This is a genomic window from Methanococcoides methylutens, assembly GCF_000765475.1.
GTDB lineage: Archaea > Halobacteriota > Methanosarcinia > Methanosarcinales > Methanosarcinaceae > Methanococcoides > Methanococcoides methylutens.
Map to the genome: position 1 here is coordinate 894475 of NZ_JRHO01000014.1, position 16038 is coordinate 910512.

Consider the following 16038-nt stretch of genomic DNA (forward strand, 5'->3'; position numbering starts at 1 on the left):
TAAAAAAGAGGCCAATATATGAAATTACTCGTAAGTCCCATTAACACTGAAGAAGCGATGTCTGCACTAAATGGCGGAGCAGATGTAATTGATATCAAGAACCCAAAGGAAGGCTCATTAGGTGCAAATTTCCCATGGGTCATCAGAGATGTGAAGGAGGCAATTGAGGGTAAAAGACCTATCAGTGCCGCACTCGGTGACTTTAATTTCAAGCCCGGCACCGCAGCACTTGCCGCATATGGGGCTGCATCTGCAGGTGCAGACTATGTGAAGATCGGTCTCTATGACGTAAAGACCGAAGACCAGGCACTTGAAATGATGACCGGTATCGCTGAATCCGTAAAAGGAATGGATATCAAGGTCGTTGCCTGTGGATATTCCGACTATGAGCGTATCGACTCCATCGATCCGAAGTTACTCCCTGCCATTGGAGAGAAAGCAGGTGTAGACCTAGTTATGGTCGACACTGGTGTCAAGGACGGTCGCTCCACCTTCGAGTTCATGAACGAAGAGGACCTTGTTGAGTTCGTTAACGATGCACACGCACGCGGACTTGAGACCGCAATTGCAGGAACCATCAAGTTCGATGACATACCTGCATTAAAGCGCATCCAGCCTACCATCATTGGTGTGCGCGGCATTGTCTGTGGCGGAGACCGCAGCACTACCATCAAGCAGGAGCTTGTTGAGAAATTAAAGAGTGAGATCTGATAGGTCTCATACTATTTTTCTTTTGCAGAAGCTCTTCTGCATCATCTTTTATTTATACTATTACTGTAGAATTTACTTTGTAGTGGGTTTTGTATTCATCGCCCCTGGCACTGCCTTTCCTTCAATGCTCCACTACAGGTGATCGATATGTCAGAAGACCTTATTGTTCGTGTTGCAGAAGCAAACCACCGTGATGCAGGCAGAGGCATCGCCAGACTTTCCAATGCGCTTATGCAAAGAATTGGTGCAGTAAGTGGGGACATCATCGAGATAAAGAGTAAAAAGAAGACCTATGCAAGGGTCCTGCCGGCAAACCTTGATGATGATGGGAAAGATATCATCCGCATCGACGGCAACCTGAGAAGTAATGCAAGTGTTGGCATCGACGATCAGGTAACTGTAAGGAGAATTATTGAAAAGGAAGCTGAAAGAATAACTCTTGCACCTACCAGGCCCTTCGCCCAGGAAAGGCTTTCACGCTCAATACACCGAAATCTGGAAGGGCGACCCCTGGAAAGAGGACAGCGTGTCAGGATAGAGACCGTTAACAACCCTCTTACCTTTATTGTCAAGTCAACAGTACCCCCGGGCCCCGTTGTTGTAGGTCGTACAACCCACATCATAATGGACAAGCCAATTGCTGAAACAGATATCAATGAAGGGGTGTCCTATGAGGATATCGGCGGCTTGAAACGTGAACTGGGGCTGATGCGCGAGATGATAGAACTTCCTCTGCGCCATCCGGAACTTTTTGACAAACTTGGTGTCGACCCTCCAAAAGGAGTACTGCTCTACGGCCCTCCCGGCACAGGCAAGACAATGATAGCAAAAGCGGTTGCCAGTGAAAGTGAAGCGAACTTCATACCGATCAGCGGCCCTGAGATCATATCCAAATACTACGGCGAGAGTGAGCAGAAGCTCCGTGAGATATTTGAAAACGCGGAAAAGGAAGGACCATCCATCATCTTCATCGACGAGATCGATTCCATCGCACCAAAGCGTGACGACGTTGTCGGAGAAGTGGAAAGAAGGGTTGTCGCCCAGTTGCTCTCACTTATGGACGGATTGAAGAGCAGAGGAAAAGTGATAGTTATAGCAGCCACGAACCGCCCGAACTCCATTGACCAGGCATTGCGCCGAGGTGGCCGTTTCGATCGTGAGATCGAGATAGGAATACCTGACAGGGGCGGACGGCTGCAGATACTCTACGTCCATACCCGAGGAATGCCGATAGAAAAAAGCATGCGTCTTGATATGATCGCCGATATGACTCACGGTTTCGTAGGAGCCGACATGTCATCCTTATGCAAGGAAGCAGCAATGCATGCCCTTCGCAGGATGCTCCCTCTGATTAGTATAGAGGAGGAGATCCCACCCGAGATAATGGAACAGCTGGAGGTCACTGAAGCTGATTTTATCGAAGCGCACCGGAACATCGAACCATCTGCGCTCAGGGAAGTGTTCGTTGAGGTCCCGCATGTCATGTGGGATGACATCGGTGGACTGGAGCAGGCAAAGCAGGAACTGATCGAAGCTGTGGAATGGCCTCTGAAGTACCCGGACATGTTCGAAAGTCTGAACACCAGTCCTCCAAGAGGCATACTGCTTTTCGGACCACCTGGAACGGGAAAGACACTTCTTGCAAAAGCTGTTGCAAACGAAAGTGAGGCTAATTTTATCAGTATAAAGGGACCAGAACTTCTCAGCAAGTACGTTGGAGAATCCGAGAAAGCGGTCCGTGAAACATTCAGAAAAGCCAAACAGGCAGCTCCAACGGTTATTTTCTTTGATGAGCTTGACTCCATGGTCCCAAAACGGGGAATGGGGCTTGAATCACAGGCAACTGAACGTGTTGTTAGCCAGATACTTACTGAGATCGATGGTATAGAGGAGATGAAGGACATTGTGGTCGTTGCTGCAACCAACCGTCCGGACATTATCGATCCTGCACTTTTAAGACCCGGTCGTTTTGACAGGCTCATCTATGTAAAAGCACCTGAAAGGGAAGAACGTGTCAAGATCTTCAACATCCATCTTGCCGGTAAACCTCTTTCAGATGATATCAGCCCTTCCGAACTTGCTGATATGACACAAGGTTATGTTGGTGCAGATATCGAAGCGGTTTGCAGGGAAGCTGCAATGATGGCATTGAGAGAGAACATCAAACCGAAAATGACAAAGGAAGAAATTTATGAAGCAGCCAGAAGGATAGTGCTTCAGACATCACATTTCAGGAAAGCAATATCGCGCGTCAAGCCCTCTACATCAAATCGTGAGATGGAGATGTATGTCGAAACTGCCTGTATGTTCTCAAGATCATCAGAATCGGAAGAGAATGAAGACTGAGGGAAAAGAGAATAAGAGTCTAAATACAGATATTGTATCACTCAAGGGGGAGTAACAACGTTAAGACAAAGATTTGTAATAGATACTACCGCTCTGACCGACCTTCAGACTCGGGAAATGATGGGAATTGAGGATCTTTGTGAGGGGATGCGCACAATACTGGAACTAATAGCAGAATCAAGGCTTCATCTACAGATAAGCTGTTATGTTCCATTCCCGTCCGTATACAAGGAACTTCATGAGTTTGCAAAGAACAACGATTGTGACGATGAGGTCATTGCAAAGATAGATACATGGCTTGTCAAAAAAGCACCGGACAGGCATGATGTGAAGATACCATCCCATATTTTCCACGAGTATGTTGCATATATGCGCGAGCGCATCAACAAAGGTATGAACGTAGCAGAAGAAGCCATCAGGGAAGCATCTGTACAATGCCTTTCTGTCAATCCCGAAACTGATACCGGCTATGATATGGACAATGTGATCGATCGCGAGCTTATTGGTGGCATTGTAGGTAAGTTCAGGAACAAGTACCGTTCAGCACTTCGCTATGGCATTCTTGACAGCGCACCTGATATTGATGTGCTGCTTCTTGCAAAGGAGCTGGATGCAGCAGTTGTTGCAAGTGATTATGGTATCCAGAAATGGGCAGAACAGCTTGGTGTCAGGTTCGTACCCGCAACAACATTTCCCATGATGCTTCAGGAATACCTTAAGCACACGCCTTCTAACGGGAACGATAAAAAGTGAGCTTTACGCACCAACGATGAACGAGACCAATGCGAAAAGCATTGCGAACTTGAATAGTTTTGAAGAGCGTGCAGCATCATTCTTTCCAAGTATCTGATAGACCGCTATGAGGAAGAAGATGTCTGCAATTGCCACAACGAAAAGGTATCTTTCGTTCAGTATTGATTGAAGATAGGGCACAGGGCTTGCCAGCATGGCTATAAGACCAAAAACTGCTGCCACATAGGATGCTTTCTTTGAACCGATAAGGATCGGTAATGTTCTTGCACCTTCTTTTTTGTCGCCTTCCACATCCTCGATATCCTTTACGATCTCACGAGCGATGGTAGCAAGCGTTGCCAGCAGGAAAAGAACAACTACTGCCTGAAGACCTTCCATACCGAAAACTGCACCGCCAAAAAGAAAGGTGGAACCTGTAAGATAACCTACCGAAGCATTGCCGAAGAAGGGAGTTCGTTTCAGGCTCTTTGCGTAGAGTATCAGAACCAGTGAATTGAGCATGGCAATGATGCCACAAAGCACATTGACAAGAAATGCCATTGCGATCCCTACACCAAAAAGTATGAGAGAGAAATAAAGGGCACTCTTTAATGAAACCCTACCAGAGGGGATCGGCCTTGAAGGCTTGTTCACGGTATCTATGTCGATATCAAAATAATCGTTAAGCCCGTTTCCGGCACCTGTGACGAAAAAGACAATGAAAAAGACAAGCGATGCATCATAAAATGAAAGTGAGGCAGCTGAACCTGCTGATGAGAGAATGTTGTATGCTATCAGGACACCAACCAGTGCAGCAAAAGCCGCCATTGCACAATTGCCGGCACGCATCAGTTCAAGGTAGGATCGCATATTTATAGCCCCATTAAATGAAGTTACCTGCTGCGCTTGACCTCTAACATGCGGTCAAGGGAACGTTTTGCACCCAGACGGATATCTTCCGATACTGTCACAACATGTTCCATGTTCTCCAGTGAACGCAGTACTGCTTCCAGGTTGATCATCTTCATGTCAGAGCAAAAGGCAAATCTGGAAACTGGATAGAATCTTTTTTCGGGGTTCTCAAGTTCCAGCTGGTGCATTATTCCCTGCTCTGTGGAAATGATAAAATCATTGCATGAAGAATCCTTTGCATACTTCAACATACCTGTGGTACTGAACACATGATCTGCCTCCTCAAGTACCTGGGAACGGCATTCGGGATGTGCCATCATTTCTGCATCCGGATGATCGTGCATTGCCATCAGAGCATCTTCTTCAAGGATCTGGTTGTGCACAGGGCAGTAACCGTTCCACGGAATTATCTTCTTTTCAGTGTGTTTTGCAACATAAGCTGCAAGGTTCTTGTCCGGAACAAAGATGATCTCATCGGCATCCAATGAGTTCACAACTTCCACCGCATTGGCCGAGGTACAGCAGATATCACTTTCAGCCTTGACATCGGCCCTCGTGTTAACATAGCAGACCACCATTGCATCAGGATGCTTTTTCTTCATCTCACGAAGAGATGGTACATCCACCATTGCCGCCATGGGACAATTCGCATCTGCATCAGGCATAAGAACCATCTTTTCAGGAGAGAGGACAGCAGCGCTTTCAGCCATGAAGCTTACACCACAAAACACGATCACATCGGCATCCTGATCGACTGCTTCCTGACTCAATCCAAGAGAGTCGCCTACAAAATCTGCAATATCCTGAACTTCATCACGTGCATAGCAATGAGCCAGGATAACGGCATTGCGCTCTTTTTTTAACGATCTGATCTTATTAATGATGGTTTGCCTGTCCTGCATATGATCACTTGATTTTTCAATTTTGTAGCGGTTACGACATGTTAATGTATGTTAATGGACCGAGCTACAATAACTAAGGATTAAACATTTTTGCCCCAAGGGACCTATTATGTACCTACCTGAAGCGGAGATGCGATCTTCTTTAACGTAGATATTGCTGACAAGGCAGCCAGGTAACTTGTTTTAGGGTTTGTCGGGGCCGGGACGTTCTCCACTCGGCTTGTGAACATTCCGAACTCCCCTTCCACGGTAATTTCATGGATGTTCCTTGAAAGCGCAGGATTTGCAACGATCCTGACCTTCGTTCTATCAAAACCGATGCCTGCAATGCTCAGGGAAGCTGCAACGTTAACGTTGGCAGGAAAAGCTTTGACAGCTTCTGATGCCATACCATCAAATATCACGGTCTTTCCTGTGATAGCATCAAGGTCTATGTTGTTCTGGATAACATAGGGCGCTCCGGCAAGGCTTCTGGGATGCTTCTCCGTAGTCAGTGTCACCGAATAGATCGTTTTTGCAGATGCGGATTTTAAGCCATCCAGACCTGCAATTGCTCCTGAGGGCAGGTATATCTTGCAGTCATACTCCTTTGCAAGGTCAGTGGTAGTTTTAAGGAGATTCTGATCAGCAAAAGCTCCTACACTTATAGACATTACATCACATTTCGCATGAAGGGCAGTAGGAACTACTTCGTAGACTGCCTGCTGGGAGGCACATTCTACCACAAGGTCAACGTGCTTTACCATCTCTACGATCTCAAGAACTTTCGGATCCACGTTCCTGAGCTGTTCTTTCAAATCAATTGTTGCCTGTTCGTGTCTGTCATACACTGCATACAGTTCGACATCTATGTGGCCGGAATCGATAGCTTTGCAAAGTTCGGTACCGATAGCTCCACATCCGAACACTCCGATCTTTAGCATTCTGGACTCCTTATGAATATTTTATTAATTAGATAATGGTTAGTTGAATATCGGCCGACCCATAGGTTCGACCATGGTATTCCAAAATACTCTAAAAGCATATAAACCTCTTGAGGCATTAATATATGTGGTAATATGATACTGAACTGTGAGATAGAACGATTCATCAGTGAAGATCTTGGGGCTAACGATATTTCCTGCACCCTTGTTCCTGAAACAAAGATCAATGCGATAATTTTTGCAAAAGAGGATTGTGTTGTCGCAGGGATCGAAGTTGCACAAAAGATAATGGAATACTTTGGTATCCAGACACATACTGAACTTGTGGAAGGGAATGAGATCAAAGCAGGGGATACGATATTTAAAGTAACTGGAAACTCCGTAGCAATATTACGTGCCGAACGCCTTGTCCTGAACTTCCTGGGACATCTGACCGGAATTGCAACACTGACCCACAGATATGTACAGACCGTCAGGCAGTATTCGGATACAAAGGTGGCCGGGACCAGGAAAACAACCCCAGGGATCAGAAAGTTCGAAAAGCTTGCCATTATTGCAGGTGGAGGAGATCCTCACAGGTTCGATCTCTCAGATGCCATTATGATCAAGGACAACCACAGGAACGCCATGGGTCTTGAGAACGCGATCATTTCCGCCAAAGAACTGGCAGGATTCACACAGAAGATAGATGTGGAGGTCGAAACCGCAGAAGATGCCATCACAGCGGCACGACTGGGTGTAGACATTATAATGTTCGACAACATGTTACCCGGACAGGTGATCCATACGCTGGAAGAATTGAAGCGTAAAGGGGTCAGGGACGATGTCATCATTGAGGTTTCAGGAGGTATAAACCTGGACAACATTTCAGAATATGCCAAGACAGGCGTTGATGTGATATCTGTGGGTTCACTGGTGCATAAAGCAGAGTGGACGGATATCAGTCTTGAATTGGTAGAAACTGATATGTGATGCCATTATCACAAACTATTTATTGGATTCTTATATTGTATTGATGCTGGTGGAGTATATACTCTAAAAAAACTAATAAATAGCAATTTACTTCTGCGTCGAGGGAATTATGTTTCGGTCTAAAAATTTGTTTGTGACGATAGTGGCGATAGCATTGATAGCTTTGATTTTCACATCGAGTGCATCTGCCAAAGAGGTCTTGTTCAACGGAAGCATAGAGGAAGGAGACGGATACCAGATCAATAATATAGTGATCGATGTTGCCGAGGTGTTCGTAGATGCTGGCACCTGTGTTTTCAAAGTATATGACCAGGATGAACTGATACATGACAAAATGCTTAACGAGGAAGACTCGTTCTCTTTTGACGTGGAAGAAGGAACTATAGAATTCACACTGGACGCCGTGATCGGAGGAATGGTGCCACGTGCAACAATGTCAATTACCATAGATGATGACGATGCAGTTTACCTGGATAAGATAGTTGATGGTGGCCAGGATAAGGCAGAATTCTCAGGTACACCTGAACTGAAGATCACAAAGGAAGTAAGTTCCTATAGCGTAGAACAGGGCGATGTTGTCACAATCAAAGTAGTGGTCAGGAACGACGGAGATGGAAGAGCTACTGAGGTTCGTTTTACTGATCCGAAGCCTGCCGGATTCATCTTGCAGGAGATTACCCTTGAAGAAGCAGGTCCAATGTCAATAGACAAATATGAAGAAAGGACCATTTTCCTGTATAAACTCCAGGCAAATGAACCAGGTACATTTGAACTTAAACCCACTGTTGCAACATTCTCCAATGAAGCAGATCTGGACTTCCCGCAGGCTACCTCGAACAGACCTGTTGTTACGGTCACTGGCGAAGAAAAGGTCGCAGAACTTGAGTTCTCTACTTCAATGAACACCAGAAGCGTGCAAAGAGGTGATGATGTAGAGGTCACGATAAATATAAGGAACATCGGTGAAGCATCTGCAAATGGTGTCTTATTGAACATCCAGATCCCCGAAGGACTTGATTTTGAAGGCAGCAGCGATAACATTGAAATGATCAATAATGTACCAAAAGTATATATTGAGAACTTTGGCCTGAATCAGGAAAAAGAGATCAAATACAATATCAAGCCAACTGAAGTGGGAACTTATACAATTACAACAGAATATTCATACCAGTATGACAGTGGCAGTTCCAAAGGACCAGAGGTTGTCAGCGGAGAGCTAACTACAAACGCACTCACTGTGGTAAAAGGTGAATATGATGTGCTTTTCGAACAGCCTTTGTATGTGTATGCCATCCCATTAGTGTTCATTCTTGCAATCGGAGGATGGGTCTTCTACCGTTCCAGGCAATACAAATACTAATCACCGACTAACTTCATAATTAACATTTCAAGAGAGATAAAATCTGGAGGAATTATTTGCTCAATATACTTGTCATAGGAAATGGTCAATGTGGTAACCGTATCCTTGATGCGATAAACAAAGAGGCTTTTGGTGGTAAAAGCAAATTTGCAAAGTTCTACTCACAGCAGAAATACAAGAGCAATGTTGAGACAATCGCGATCAACACTGCAATGAACGACCTGAAAGAAATGAGGTTCACCAAAGCAAAGGACAGATTGCATATCCCTCACCTTCACGGAGTCGGTGCAAACCGCAATGTTGGCAAGCATGTCTTTGAAGATAACAAAGCAAACATCATGCGCCAGATCGAGGAAAGGGGAAACTTCGATATCGGCTTTGTGCTCACGTCTGCATCAGGCGGAACAGGATCATCCTTTACACCTCCGCTTATCGAGGAACTGAAGAAGAACTATGATTTCCCGATCTATGCGGTCGTCGTCCTCCCTTTCAGGGAAGAGGGCACGCTCTACCTTCAGAATGCGGCATTCTGCCTGAAGGATATACGTGATAGCGGAGTTGACGGTATTATACTTGCTGACAACCAGTTCCTAAAACAAATGGGAGGAGATGTACAGTCAGCATACAACACCATCAATGATATGATCGCAAAGCGCATCCTATTCCTTCTCGATGCACTGGATAGCGAAATGATGATGGTGACCGATCTTGGTGACTTCAAGACTGTTATGAGTGGTGGTGCAGGGCTTGCAACCATCGGATTCTATGAAGCAGATAAGGGAATGCCGATCAAGTCAACGATACAGAAAGCACTTTCACCTTCAGGACTTCTGTTCTCCACTGATGTGTACAAGGAAGGCAGCAGGGCAATGGTCATCATAAAGGGTGACAAGTCATACCTGAGCATTGACGAGATATCCACAGAAGTTGAAAAATTGTCATCATCTGTAGGTCATGTTTTCAAAGGTATCATTGTCAGGAAAGGAGAAAGTCCCCAAGTACTTGCTGTGCTGACACTGGAAGTTGCAGAAGAACTTGAGAACCTTTATTCTGTTGCCGTAGATGCGATCCATCAGGAACGCGAAAAGAAAACAAGGGTTACCGAGCAGAAAGGAGTCGATCGGGCATTCTCCCAGATCGATGGGCTTGAGCCTGATTATTAAACATTCTAAAATATCCCTTTAAGGGATATTTCATACTATTATTACTTTTTTTAACTGCATATCGACTGTTCATAGTCAGCTATTACAGGAATTGAGAATCCATCAAAAGCTATTTGCTCATGAGAGAGCACCATTCATTATAAATAATCCCGGAAAGAAAAAAGGAATGGCAAGACCTAAAACAAAGCAGGCATAGCATGAGCAGTGAACCCAACATAATCGAGATACGAGACCTTACCAAGATATATACCGATGGGCTTGGGGTCAAAGCACTTGACGGACTGAACATGACCGTTAAACGCGGAGAGTTCCTTTCAATAATCGGCCCTTCCGGGTCAGGAAAGAGCACTTTACTTCATATGATAGGCATACTGGATACCCCTACCAGCGGGATCATCCTGATAGACGGGGAAAATGTAACTACGATGTCTGACAAGGAACGTTCCAGTGCACGCAACGAGATGCTTGGCTTTATTTTCCAGTACCATCACCTGCTGCCTGACTTTTCTGCACTTGAAAATGTCATGATGCCCCTTTTGATAGCAGGTAAAAGTAAGCGTGAAGCTGAAAAGATAGCAAGCGATATTCTGAAAGAGGTCGGTCTTGAAGAAAGGATGGATCACAGGCCCAACCAACTCTCAGGAGGCCAGAACCAGAGGGTTGCAGTAGCCCGTGCACTGGCAAATGATCCAAAGATAGTAATAGGTGATGAACCTACGGGCAATCTGGACAGCCATTCCAGTGATAAGATATATGAGCTTCTAAGAAAGCTTAACAAAGAGCATGATCAGACCTTCATTCTTGTGACACATGACGAGAGCATGGCCGCAAAGACTGACCGTATCGTGCGGATAGTAGATGGGAAAATAGTCAATGAATGAACTAATGGTGAAAATATGGAATATAGTAAAGGAAATATAGGACGTGTCTTTACCGTAAGGATAGACACTGGAGAAGACCTGCTAAAGGAACTCGAAGGACTTGCTGAAAAAGAAAGTATCGGATCTGCATTTTTTATCCTGCTGGGTGCTGTGGCTAAAGGGAACCTTGTCATCGGTCCAAAAGAAAATGCAATCCCACCTGAGCCTATGTGGGTTAATTACACCGACCCGAATGAAGTGATAGGGGTCGGAAATATCTTTTCAGAGGAAGGAAGACCAAAGATACATCTTCACACTGCTGCCGGTCGTGGCGATAGTGTGAATGTTGGATGCATGCGTGGAGAAAGTGAAGCTTTCATGGTGCTGGAAGTATTTATATTGGAAATATCCGGCATGGACGCTAATCGCGTTTTTGATACTGCAAAAGGATTTGCCCCAATTATATTTGAAGCAACAAAATAAGAAAAGATAAGACCCTGAGATTCGATATTAAGTGGTCATTTTCAGAAGATCCTGAATGACCAACATCTTTTCTTTGTTCATTTTCAGTATCTTTTCCTCATATACCTTGATTATATCTGCAAAATCCACTTTCAGAGAATAGTATTTTGCAGGCCTACCCCTGCACTTTGTTCTTTTATCATCTCTTTCATCTATCCATCCACGTTCGTGAAGCACCCGCATGGCAACGCTTACCTCCGGTTGCCTCAGCCCGGTAGCTCTCTCGATTTCCTGTGAGCTCAATTCTTCTACATTGAAAAGACAGGCGATCGAAAGTGCTTCGATCCTCGGAACATCAATGCTTTGTAAAAGTGATGATACCTCATACGCTTCATCATCCATTAAAATAATATTCTCACTCCCTACTTACAATATTAATACTACAACAATATAAATTTATGCTGTGAGAATATTGAGCATACAAGGAAATTATAATATTAAAACCCTGAAACAACAAATGCGGTAACGATATATACTGTAATGTACGATTGGTCAATAGAACGTTCTAATGGTGGAAACATGAGCTATATTGGCGAAGAAGCAAAGTATACAATTGAAAAAGTACATGCCAGAGAAATCCTCGATTCCAGAGGAAATCCTACTGTTGAAGTCGATATCTACACTGGCCGCGGATTTGGAAGGGCAAGTGTACCTTCAGGAGCATCGACCGGAAGTAATGAAGCACTCGAACTAAGGGATAAAGATGCTGACCGTTACAACGGGAAAGGCGTACTTGATGCAGTTGAAAATGTGAACGCAACCTTTGCAAAGGAACTGCTTGGAATGGACGTTCGCAACCAGCGTGAGATCGACGAGTTGATGATCGCACTGGATGGAACCGATAACAAGATGACATTTGGTGCCAATGCGATCCTGGGTGTTTCCATGGCCGTTGCAAAAGCAGCTGCTGATTCACTTAACATGTCACTTTACCGCTACCTTGGCGGAACCAACGCATTCGCAATGCCTGTACCGACCATGAACGTGCTCAACGGTGGAAAGCACGCCGGCAACGAGCTCTCAATTCAGGAGTTCATGATACAGCCAAAGGGAGCAGATACTTATTCCAATGCTTTGAGAATGGGAACCGAGACCTACCACGCACTTGGCAAGGTACTTGAAGATAAATACGGAGCATCCGCAACCAACGTCGGGTATGAAGGAGGATATGCACCACCGATCTCAATGACATCCGATGCACTGGATGCCCTTGTATCTGCCATTGATGAAGCAGGATATACCGAATCCGAGATCACAATCGGCCTTGATGCTGCTGCATCAGAGTTCTTTGAAGATGGCAAATATTCCATCGATGGAAATATGCTCACACCTGCTGAACTTGTTGATTATTACCTTGAACTTGTCGACACCTATCCGATACTTTCCATTGAAGACCCATTCCATGAGGAATCATTCGAGGACTTTGCAACACTTACCAGTGAAGCATGGGATACCATCATCGTAGGCGATGACCTGTTCGTGACAAACGTGGAACGTCTTGCAAAAGGTGTTGAAATGGATGCTGCTAACGCACTCCTGCTCAAGATCAACCAGATAGGTACGATCTCCGAGTCATTTGATGCCGCAAACCTTGCACTGCGCAATGGATACAGCGTTGTGGTAAGCCACCGTTCCGCTGAGACCGAAGATCCAATGATCGCAGACATTTCCGTTGCAATCGGTGCTGACCTTATCAAGACGGGAGCACCTGCAAGAAGTGAGCGCACTGCAAAATACAACCAGTTACTCAGAATAGAAGAAGATCTCGGAGATTCTGCACGTTACGTGCAGCTCTGATCTTTTTTACTTTACTTAAGATTTATTTTTACTTTATTTTAAGAATTAAATCGTTTCTGAATTGATCTTAAATTCTTTTTGGCTTAATTTTCTAAATTTAAAAATCAAAGAGGGAACTCTGCGTTTTCTGATCCACCTGTTGAGCAGATGCTTCAGTTCCCCTACAGGTCCTTCTTACAGTTTCGACCTTTTCTTCAGGAGAGGTGTCGAAATCAAAGAGACCTTTTTGTTTTGAATCATGATTCAGGGTAGCCATATCGACCCCAAAGACACCAAGAATACGCTCTACAGGAGGCAGCATCTGCTTCTGTATGTAATAATCCACATCCAGGGTTATATTGTGCTCACGCACATATTCGGGATCCTCTGCCCGGTCTACGAAAAGACCTTTCCCTGCAGTAATAACAAATGGTATCCTCTCACCAATCGGCGGGCGAATGCCTGTACGTCTCTCTATGTTCTCCACCACGGTAAGGTGGGGTTGTTTGTTCTTGTAGCTTGAAGGAGACTTGGAGAAACTCTTTGTAAGCACAAGGTCCTCAACAATATCAGCGTCCTTTTGCACATCCAGATTGCGCACCCTGTCGACAAGTTCCCTTACATGGCTCACAGAACCGTCAATGTCACCTTCTTTTAGCACAAGTTCCAGCACCCTGTTAAGCATCTTGGATGTTAGCTCACACCAGTCCCTGCGCACAGTTTCAAGTCCCTTTACCTTTATCGAATCTTTCCAGCCATCATTCGTTGGCTCAAAGATCCACTGTGCATATCTTTTCTTGGCTATCAGAAGAACACGCTTTGCAGCTGCCTCAAATTCAAGTTCCATGGGATCTGGCAATGATGCTGTAACAATGCTTGCAACCTTTCTACCCACCAATGCAGAGTCTTCAAGTGAGAACTCGCCTTCTGGGAACTCTTCGTCACAATCGTTCTTACAATGAACAAAAACACTGTCCGTATCACCGTAAGCTACAGAGAGTTTTACGACCTTATCATCCTCTCCGATATCACCGGCCTCATCTGTCAGATAAGCTATATTGTCCCTGAGAATTATCCTGCCGATCTTGTTGCAGACGATGTCCTCGGTCCTTGCTATGTTACCCCTGCCTATACTCGTCACAGAATTGGCCATCTGGAGGCTGTAGAGCCTTGCACGGGCATAGCCTGAATAACCATAGAAACTGTTGAGAAGTATCTTCAGAGCAAGCTGTGTTGCATCAAGAACACGGTATTCACCTTCATCGCTCGCCTTTTTCATTAATTGCTTTGTTTTGGTCCTCTGGTCAAGCAAATGTTCCAGAACTGAAGGAACGACACCTTTAAAGATATCAGGCTTAACGAACTCACCCTTTGAAGGAGACCTGATGATGTCTTCTTCAGGATATGTCCCGGGTTTTACAACAGTTGTATAGCAGAGGTTGTGAGCCATCATAATGGTAGGATAAAGAGATTTGTAGTCCAGAACGATAACATTCTCATGCAACCCTTTCTCCGGCTCAAGAACCGCACCACCTTTAAGGTTCTCATTCTGCTTGCGCCTGAAAGCTGAAGTTTCATCATCCGGTTTTGTGGACATTACCCTACCCTGTTTACCAAACTCGGTCATCAGGATATGTTCCACCATATTGGTCTGTCCGCCACTGACCGTATCCTGAAGCAGAATACCACTGACCCTTGATAAAGCAATATATTTGTCCAGAAGCTTAAGCTCAAGCAAAAGCTCGAGGGCAAGCTCGGAGTCACGCCTGGAATAATCTATGAACTTCAGGAGTTTCTCACCGGAATCATTCCAGTGCTCTTCCATATCAGCCGGTGCAACGTCCAGTTTTTCCCTGTCAAGCAGTTCCTTTGAAACATTACGCAGAGTATACCTTTTCAGGCTGAACTGTTGCCTGATAAGAGGAAGCGCATCCACGACCACCCTTCCGGGTATCGATACCATTGTACGGCTTATGATCTTGCGATAGCTTAACTGCCTTGAATCCCTTCCCACAACCGGTTTTATACCGGCACCGGATTCGTTCAGGGTGTTCACCCTGTCCACGATATAGGGAACATCAAAATCATTGATGTTATAGCCAGTGATCACATCAGGATCATATTCCGTGATGATCTCAAAGAACCGGTTAAGAAGGTCAGCTTCTTCCACGAACATCTCCACATCATCGTCAACACCTTCTACTTCTTTCTTGACCAGTATAATGGTACTGTGGCCCTTGTAAGCCGGCTCAAAGGCAAAACTTACCATAATAATAGGAGAAACATCCGGTGTAGGCATACCACCGTCATGAGGCAGGCATTCAATGTCAAAGGCCATATACTTCAATGGTGCGTTAGCGATCCTGTCAACTTCGGTCAACTCTGAAGCCCTCATGACATGGTCGCAGAGCAGATCATTTTTAGATACATCGGCACCATTTCCTGCGGACACCCATCCCATGCCTTTGAAACCCTTGTCTATAAGGAACCTGTTCCTGAACAGAATATCCGTTTCATAGATCTCATTCACACCCAGCATTCCTGCTACTTCATCCCTTATCTCAGGAACATTGCGCGGGTCGAATGTGGTGACCTTTAGCATGGGTTGTTTTGTTTCCTGGTAGCCTATAGGCTCGAACCTCTCGACCACTTCAATGTCCTTTACGACATCGAACCTTTCCTTTATTGTCTGCCCCAGCTTCTGGAGATCCCCTGATGCACTAAGATAAAAATAAGGCTCAAATCCCGGAACAAGACAGCAGACGCTCTCCCCATCGTCAGACCTGCCAAAAAGACGTACTACAGGTCGATCATCTTCACGGAAATAATCTGCATCCAGGATCTGGAAATTCATGGAAC

At 45.1% G+C, this 16038-nt stretch carries 14 protein-coding genes; 9 read left to right on the top strand and 5 right to left on the bottom strand.

The genetic code is table 11. The annotated features are described in order from the left end of the window. The first annotated feature begins 18 nt into the window (after positions 1 to 18). The 3 genes from LI82_RS11595 to LI82_RS11605 all read left to right on the top strand — a co-directional run bounded on the left by LI82_RS11595 (position 19) and on the right by LI82_RS11605 (position 3810). Complete coding sequence (locus LI82_RS11595) at positions 19 to 711, top strand: (5-formylfuran-3-yl)methyl phosphate synthase (RefSeq protein ID WP_048195929.1); 693 nt, start codon at positions 19 to 21, stop codon at positions 709 to 711. 147 nt (positions 712 to 858) lie between these two features. After that, positions 859 to 3057 carry a CDC48 family AAA ATPase gene (locus LI82_RS11600; protein ID WP_048195931.1) on the top strand — a complete coding sequence of 733 codons (2199 nt, stop codon included), beginning with the start codon at positions 859 to 861 and terminating at the stop codon, positions 3055 to 3057. A 117-nt stretch (positions 3058 to 3174) separates the two neighbouring features. Continuing rightward, the gene (locus LI82_RS11605; RefSeq protein ID WP_048195932.1) at positions 3175 to 3810 is read left to right on the top strand and encodes an RNA ligase partner protein; all 636 of its coding nucleotides are present in this window, start codon (positions 3175 to 3177) and stop codon (positions 3808 to 3810) included. A 3-nt stretch (positions 3811 to 3813) separates the two neighbouring features. Here LI82_RS11605 and LI82_RS11610 read toward each other — a convergent pair whose 3' ends face one another. From LI82_RS11610 to LI82_RS11620, 3 genes are all read right to left on the bottom strand, one after another. Continuing rightward, entirely contained in the window at positions 3814 to 4659 is an 846-nt protein-coding gene (locus LI82_RS11610) for a geranylgeranylglycerol-phosphate geranylgeranyltransferase (protein ID WP_048195933.1), read from the bottom strand. 23 nt (positions 4660 to 4682) lie between these two features. Beyond that, positions 4683 to 5624, bottom strand: a complete 942-nt coding sequence (nadA, locus tag LI82_RS11615) for a quinolinate synthase NadA (protein WP_269078539.1) — start codon at positions 5622 to 5624, stop codon at positions 4683 to 4685. 86 nt (positions 5625 to 5710) lie between these two features. Beyond that, positions 5711 to 6526, bottom strand: a complete 816-nt coding sequence (locus LI82_RS11620) for an aspartate dehydrogenase (RefSeq protein WP_048195938.1) — start codon at positions 6524 to 6526, stop codon at positions 5711 to 5713. Between the two features lie 135 nt (positions 6527 to 6661). Here LI82_RS11620 and nadC point away from each other — a divergent pair, with 135 nt between their 5' ends. The 5 genes from nadC (at position 6662) to LI82_RS11645 (ending at position 11364) form a co-directional block, all read left to right on the top strand. Further along, a complete protein-coding gene (nadC, locus tag LI82_RS11625; RefSeq protein WP_048195940.1) occupies positions 6662 to 7498 on the top strand; it encodes a carboxylating nicotinate-nucleotide diphosphorylase in 837 nt (278 codons plus the stop codon). A 109-nt stretch (positions 7499 to 7607) separates the two neighbouring features. Then, a complete protein-coding gene (locus LI82_RS11630) occupies positions 7608 to 8858 on the top strand; it encodes a COG1361 family protein (protein ID WP_081955832.1) in 1251 nt (416 codons plus the stop codon). 56 nt (positions 8859 to 8914) lie between these two features. Continuing rightward, on the top strand, positions 8915 to 10021 hold the full coding sequence (locus LI82_RS11635) for an FtsZ/tubulin family protein (protein ID WP_048195944.1): 1107 nt from the start codon (positions 8915 to 8917) through the stop codon (positions 10019 to 10021). A gap of 197 nt (positions 10022 to 10218) precedes the next feature. After that, the gene (locus LI82_RS11640; protein WP_048195946.1) at positions 10219 to 10902 is read left to right on the top strand and encodes an ABC transporter ATP-binding protein; all 684 of its coding nucleotides are present in this window, start codon (positions 10219 to 10221) and stop codon (positions 10900 to 10902) included. 15 nt (positions 10903 to 10917) lie between these two features. Then, entirely contained in the window at positions 10918 to 11364 is a 447-nt protein-coding gene (locus LI82_RS11645) for a PPC domain-containing DNA-binding protein (RefSeq protein ID WP_048195948.1), read from the top strand. 27 nt (positions 11365 to 11391) lie between these two features. Here LI82_RS11645 and LI82_RS11650 read toward each other — a convergent pair whose 3' ends face one another. Then, positions 11392 to 11745, bottom strand: coding sequence for a MarR family transcriptional regulator (locus tag LI82_RS11650; protein WP_048195949.1), 354 nt, complete (start codon positions 11743 to 11745; stop codon positions 11392 to 11394). A gap of 177 nt (positions 11746 to 11922) precedes the next feature. On the opposite strand from LI82_RS11650, the gene eno reads away from it, so the two are divergent. After that, positions 11923 to 13200, top strand: coding sequence for a phosphopyruvate hydratase (gene eno, locus LI82_RS11655; RefSeq protein WP_048195951.1), 1278 nt, complete (start codon positions 11923 to 11925; stop codon positions 13198 to 13200). A gap of 97 nt (positions 13201 to 13297) precedes the next feature. Here eno and LI82_RS11660 read toward each other — a convergent pair whose 3' ends face one another. Further along, positions 13298 to 16033, bottom strand: coding sequence for a DNA-directed DNA polymerase (locus LI82_RS11660; protein WP_048195953.1), 2736 nt, complete (start codon positions 16031 to 16033; stop codon positions 13298 to 13300). Between the last annotated feature and the right edge of the window lie 5 nt (positions 16034 to 16038).